The 5459-nt window shown below is 45.6% G+C and carries 3 protein-coding genes and 1 tRNA gene; 3 read left to right on the top strand and 1 reads right to left on the bottom strand.

The window, feature by feature from the left end; all coding sequences use genetic code 11:
- Positions 1-39: 39 nt before the first annotated feature.
- Positions 40-124, bottom strand: a tRNA-Tyr gene (locus AB4589_RS21245).
- 551 nt (positions 125-675) lie between these two features.
- Here AB4589_RS21245 and AB4589_RS21240 point away from each other — a divergent pair.
- From AB4589_RS21240 to AB4589_RS21230, 3 genes are all read left to right on the top strand, one after another.
- Entirely contained in the window at positions 676-1794 is a 1119-nt protein-coding gene (locus tag AB4589_RS21240) for an efflux RND transporter periplasmic adaptor subunit (RefSeq protein WP_135384711.1), read from the top strand.
- On the top strand, positions 1794-4907 hold the full coding sequence (vexH, locus tag AB4589_RS21235; RefSeq protein ID WP_372101643.1) for a vibriobactin export RND transporter permease subunit VexH: 3114 nt from the start codon (positions 1794-1796) through the stop codon (positions 4905-4907). The genes AB4589_RS21240 and vexH overlap by 1 nt, the downstream gene beginning before the upstream one ends.
- Before the next feature lie 159 nt (positions 4908-5066).
- On the top strand, positions 5067-5387 hold the full coding sequence (locus AB4589_RS21230; RefSeq protein ID WP_004736423.1) for a DUF1244 domain-containing protein: 321 nt from the start codon (positions 5067-5069) through the stop codon (positions 5385-5387).
- Positions 5388-5459 lie beyond the last annotated feature (72 nt).

The raw sequence follows: 5459 nt of genomic DNA, 5'->3' as shown, positions 1-5459 counted from the left end.
AGGTTGTTCTCTTAACTCTCGAAAGAGGTAAGAAGAATATGGTGGAGGGAGACGGATTCGAACCATCGAAGGCAGTGCCGGCAGATTTACAGTCTGCTCCCTTTGGCCACTCGGGAACCCCTCCAGGGTGTTTTTCCTAACTCATAATGGATAGGCTAAAGAGATGTTTTTCCCAACGCATCTCTCAAGTGCGGAGCGCATCATAGCAAACACGTTAAACCTGTAAAGGGTTTTTCTTATGGTTTTGTGTTAAATGCTGCCTTTTTGGGCAAAGATGGCGAAAAGTACGCATATTGCTCGTGAAGTGAACATCTGTATTAAGATTTACGTACTGATAGGTAACACCTTGAGGTAATTAGCTTTCTGTATCGCGTTTGGTTCGTGTCATTCGTCATGAAACGTCAATTGAATTTAACTTAGATTTACACTTCTTGACGTTACAGCATTCATCAGTTGATAGAATACGGTTAATTTCATTTATAGATAATAATACCAATCGTAGTAAATAATTGGTCACCCTAGCTGGTTAAAACGCTCGATAACTGCGTTAAGAATTTTGATTGTAGAATAACTACTTATCGAAAACCTCTACCTTGTTCTCAAGTCTTTTCTCTGCGCTATTTCTGACCACTTACCTACTGTGTTTGGTATAAACCTTACTTGCAGACCATTATTATGAAGCATAAAACTGTTTTAACCCTGCTTAGCTTGTCTATCATTATGGCGTCTCCAGCCGCACTAGCTAAACGTATGGGCCCTAGCACGGTCACTGTTGTTACCGAGCAAGTTGACATTCACCAAGTTAGCCAGTCTCTTTCTTTGGTCGGTAAGTTGGAAGCCGAGCAATCTGTAATGATCACTTCTGAAGTGGCTGGCAGAGTGAACTCTATTAACATCAAAGCCAATCAAGATGTCACCAAAGGGCAGATGTTGGTTCAACTCGATGATGACAAAGCAAAAGCAGCAGTTGCAGAAGCACAAGCATATTTAAAAGATGAAAAGCGTAAGCTTGCGGAATTTCAACGACTAGTGAAACGTAACGCGATCACTCAAACTGAAATTGACGCTCAGAAAACTAACGTAGAGATCGCTAATGCTCGCCTAGCTGCCGCTAACGCTAACCTGAAAGATCTACATATCAGTGCACCTTTCTCTGGTACGGTCGGTTTTATTGACTTTAGCCGCGGCAAAATGGTGACATCGGGTACAGAGCTCGTGACGTTAGATGACTTGTCTGTGATGCAGTTAGATCTTCAAATTCCTGAGCGCTACCTTTCTAAACTGTCTAAAGGTATGACAGTAACGGCTCGCACCAGTGCGTGGGGCGATACTCAGTTCACGGGTACTGTGGTGGGTATTGATTCTCGTATTAACGCCGAAACGTTGAACCTTCGAGTTCGAATCCACTTCGATAACAACAATGATTACCTAAAACCGGGCATGTTAGTGGCGGCTGATATGGACTTCCCACCAGTAGAAGCCCCAATAATTCCAGTTCAAGCGCTTGAGTATTCAGGCACTAAGCGTTTCGTTTATGTTATTGGCGAAGATAACAAAGCGACTCGTACCGAAGTATTCCTCGGGGCTCGTCTTGATAACGAAGTCGTGATCGAAAAAGGCATCGAGATTGGTCAGAAGATCGTAGTGCAAGGTATCGTGAACATGCGTGACGGTGTTTTGGTTCAAGAACTTGCCGTTAATCGCCCTGCTAAACTTGACGGCGATACAGCTAATCTTGATGGCAACAAAGCTAAACTTGATGAAAATACAGCAGCACAAGAAGGCGCTAACTAATGTTGTTATCTGATGTTTCTGTGAAGAGACCAGTAGCGGCTGTTGTATTGAGCCTGCTTTTGGTTGTGTTTGGTATTGTCTCTTTCAATAAGCTCGCAGTTCGTGAAATGCCCGATATTGAAAGCCCGGTGGTATCGATCAGTACTCGTTATGAAGGTGCATCTGCCACCATCATTGAAAGCCAAATTACCTCCAACCTTGAAGATCAGTTATCTGGCATCAGTGGTATCGATGAAATCGAATCTACGACACGAAACGGATCGTCACGAATCACCATCACCTTTGAACTTGGTTATGACCTCAATACAGGTGTCAGTGATGTGCGTGATGCGGTAGCGCGTGCTCAGCGTTCGTTGCCAGATGAAGCCGATGACCCGATTGTTTATAAAAACAATGGTAGTGGTGAAGCGTCGGTTTACATCAATTTAAGCTCAACTGAGATGGATCGAACGCAGTTAACCGACTACACCGAACGTGTGTTGATTGACCGCTTTAGTTTGATCTCTGGTGTGAGCTCGGTGGATATTTCTGGCGGTTTGTACAAAGTCATGTACGTGAAGCTGAAACCTGCGTTAATGGCGGGTCGTAGTGTTACCGCCTCTGATATTACACAAGCCCTACGTAACGAGAACATTGAAAGCCCGGGTGGCGAAGTGCGTAACGATGCGATTGTGATGTCGGTTCGTACTGCTCGTTCATATACTGAAGCCAAAGATTTCGAATACTTAGTGGTGAAACGTGCCTCTGATAACACACCTATCTACTTGAAAGATGTAGCGGATGTTTACATTGGCGCAGAAAACGAGAACTCGACCTTTAAGAGTGACGGCGTTGTTAACGTCAGTATGGGCATTGTGCCTCAGTCTGATGCCAACCCACTTGAGGTGGCTGACTTAGTCCATAAAGAAGTCGAAGCGATTCAAAAGTTCTTGCCTGACGGAACTCGCTTGGCGATTGATTATGACTCCACTGTCTTTATCGACCGTTCGATCTCAGAGGTTTACAGCACACTCTTTATTACGGGTGGTTTGGTTATACTCGTGCTTTACGTCTTCATTGGCCAAGCGCGTGCCACGCTGATTCCAGCCGTGACGGTTCCTGTGTCACTAATCTCGTCGTTTATTGCGGCGTACTACTTTGGCTTTTCTATCAACCTCATCACCTTGATGGCACTTATCCTGTCTATCGGTTTAGTGGTCGATGATGCGATTGTGGTGGTTGAGAATATTTTCCACCACATTGAACGTGGTGAATCACCATTGCTTGCGGCTTATAAAGGCACGCGTGAAGTAGGCTTTGCGGTAATCGCAACCACGCTAGTACTGGTAATGGTGTTCCTACCAATCTCGTTTATGGACGGTATGGTAGGCCTTCTGTTTACTGAGTTCTCGGTACTGTTGGCGATGTCGGTGATCTTCTCATCTGTCATAGCATTAACCTTGACGCCGGTTCTGGGCAGCAAGATTTTAAAAGCGAACGTGAAACCTAATCGCTTCAATCAATTTGTTGAACGTGTGTTTGGTAAGTTAGAAGCTGGATACAAATCGGTATTGCGCCGTGCTCTAAACTGGCGTTGGGCAGCTCCAATTATCATTATTGCGTGTATGGGCGGTAGTTATGGTTTGATGCAACAAGTGCCTTCGCAACTGACGCCACAAGAAGACCGTGGTGTTATCTTTGCGTTTGTTCGTGGTGCCGATGCAACCAGTTACAACCGTATGTCTGCCAACATGGACATCGTTGAAGAGCGCCTAATGCCGCTGCTTGGTCAAGGATTCTTGAAGTCATTCAGCATTCAATCGCCAGCGTTTGGTGGTAATGCGGGCGACCAAACGGGCTTCGTTATCATGATCCTGGAAGATTGGGACGAACGTGAAGAGACAGCACAACAAGCCTTGGGTGAGGTGCGTAAGTCTTTAGCGGGTATTCCTGATGTGCGTGTGTTCCCGTTCATGCCAGGCTTCCGTGGTGGTTCGAGTGAGCCTGTGCAATTTGTACTGGGTGGCTCTGATTACTCTGAGCTTCAGAAATGGGGCGAACTGTTAAAGCAAGCCGCTGAAGACTCTCCAATGATGGAAGGTGCGGACATCGATTACTCTGAGAAAACACCAGAGCTGTTGGTAACCGTAGATAAGCAACGTGCAGCCGAGCTAGGTGTGAGTGTTTCGGACATTTCGGACACGTTAGAAATCATGCTGGGCGGTAAGAGTGAAACGACGTTCGTTGAACGTGGTGAAGAGTACGACGTTTACCTGCGTGGCGATGAAAACAGTTTTAACAATGCCAATGACTTAAGCCAAATCTACATGCGAACTCAGTCTGGTGAATTGGTGACACTCGATACTCTAACGCATATTGAAGAAGTAGCGTCCTCGATTCGTTTGTCGCACTACAACAAGCAGAAATCGGTGACCATCAAAGCGAACCTAATGGAAGGTTACACGCTGGGCGATGCTTTGGATTTCCTTGATGAACAAGCGATTGAGCAGCTACCGGGTGATATTTCAGTAAGCTACTCAGGCGAGTCTAAAGACTTCAAAGAGAACCAATCGAGCATCTTAGTGGTGTTTGCGTTAGCGATGTTGGTGGCGTACTTGGTACTCGCGGCGCAATTTGAAAGCTTCATCAACCCGCTGGTGGTGATGTTCACCGTACCTATGGGTATCTTTGGTGGCTTCTTAGGCTTGGTGTTGATGAGTCAAGGGCTCAACGTTTACAGCCAGATCGGTATGATTATGTTGATCGGTATGGTGACCAAAAACGGCATCTTGATCGTCGAATTTGCCAACCAACTTCGAGATCGTGGTATTGAGTTTGAAAAGGCGATCATTGATGCTTCAGCTCGACGTCTACGTCCAATATTGATGACGGCGTTCACGACATTAGCCGGTGCAATTCCATTGATTACCTCAACGGGCGCAGGTTATGAAAGCCGAGTGGCAGTAGGTACGGTTATCTTCTTCGGTATGGGCTTCGCGACACTGGTAACTCTGTTTGTAATCCCTGCGATGTACCGACTGATTTCCGGCTCAACACGCTCTCCGGGTCACGTGGAAGCGGAGCTTAATAAAGAACTCAGCCATGATAACGTGGGAAGAAGCAGTCACGGTTGATGAACACGCACGGCCAATGAACACGTACGCTTAATGAGCACGGAATAGTGTAACAATATTGAAAAGCCTGCGTTTGCTCCTAGCGAAATGCGGGCTTTTTTTGTATAACAATATCTGCTCAATACATTAAAAAATGAAAACTATTAAGGGACACTTAAAGTGGCTGAATTTAAATACAAGGATCTTTCTCAAGAAGAACAAGACAAGCTGGATGCAGCAACCTTTCGTCGCCTGTTAGCACACCTAGACAACAACAAAGATGTCCAAAACATCGACCTGATGATCTTGGCTGGCTTTTGCCGTAACTGTTTCAGTAAGTGGTACAAAGCAGAAGCTGAACAACAAGGCTTAGACTTGGATATCGATGACGCTCGTGAGCGCGTATATGGCATGACTTACGATGAGTGGAAACAAAACCATCAACCAAAAGCGACGCCTGAACAACTCGCGGCATTTGAAGCGAAGCAGAAGCCAGAGTAATTTGTTCTCGTTAGTGATTGATTAACAGAACAAACAAAAAAGAGCCCATCAAGGGCTAATGCCGATCAGTTA

The sequence above is a fragment of the Vibrio sp. 10N.222.49.A3 genome (assembly GCF_041475145.1).
Taxonomy (GTDB): domain Bacteria; phylum Pseudomonadota; class Gammaproteobacteria; order Enterobacterales; family Vibrionaceae; genus Vibrio; species Vibrio tasmaniensis_A.
This window is presented reverse-complemented; position numbering and strand designations above follow the sequence as displayed.